1 protein-coding gene is annotated in these 433 nt (G+C 45.6%); it reads left to right on the top strand.

The annotated features are described in order from the left end of the window. Window positions 1-238: 238 nt before the first annotated feature. Window positions 239-433 (top strand): cation:proton antiporter domain-containing protein (locus BLX24_RS33775; protein WP_229201940.1); only part of this gene is annotated, 195 nt, incomplete at its 3' end.

The following is a 433-nucleotide window of genomic DNA, read 5'->3' as shown; positions in this document are numbered from 1 at the left end:
TCCTGCTGAAATGCCCGGAGATTTGTCACAAAAGAGTGGAGACAATGGCAGACTTACCGCCGGTTTCTTTGGCGAAGCAAACGCCTGACTGTATCTTTAATCATCCTTGAAAATTAACGTATTCCGGTTTTATGCATACACTTTTACCGTTTTTGCTGGCGATGGTAGCGGTCATTGTACTGCTCCATATACTGGCCGGCAAACTGAAAATTGCCTACCNGGCTTATTTGTCAGCCTTATGCCGGGTCTGCCCAGGGTCAGGATTAATCCTGATTATATATTTTTTCTTTTTCTTCCCCCGCTCCTGTTTGAAGCGTCCTGGACTATCTCCTTCAAGGAAATGAAAAAATGGTGGCGGATTATCGGCAGCTTCGCCTTTCTTGTCGTGTTTTTTACGGCCCTGTCGGTGGCGGTGGTTACGAATCATTTTATT

The sequence above is a fragment of the Arsenicibacter rosenii genome, from assembly GCF_001870735.1.
In the GTDB taxonomy this organism is placed as follows: Bacteria; Bacteroidota; Bacteroidia; order Cytophagales; family Spirosomataceae; genus Arsenicibacter; species Arsenicibacter rosenii.
This window is presented reverse-complemented; position numbering and strand designations above follow the sequence as displayed.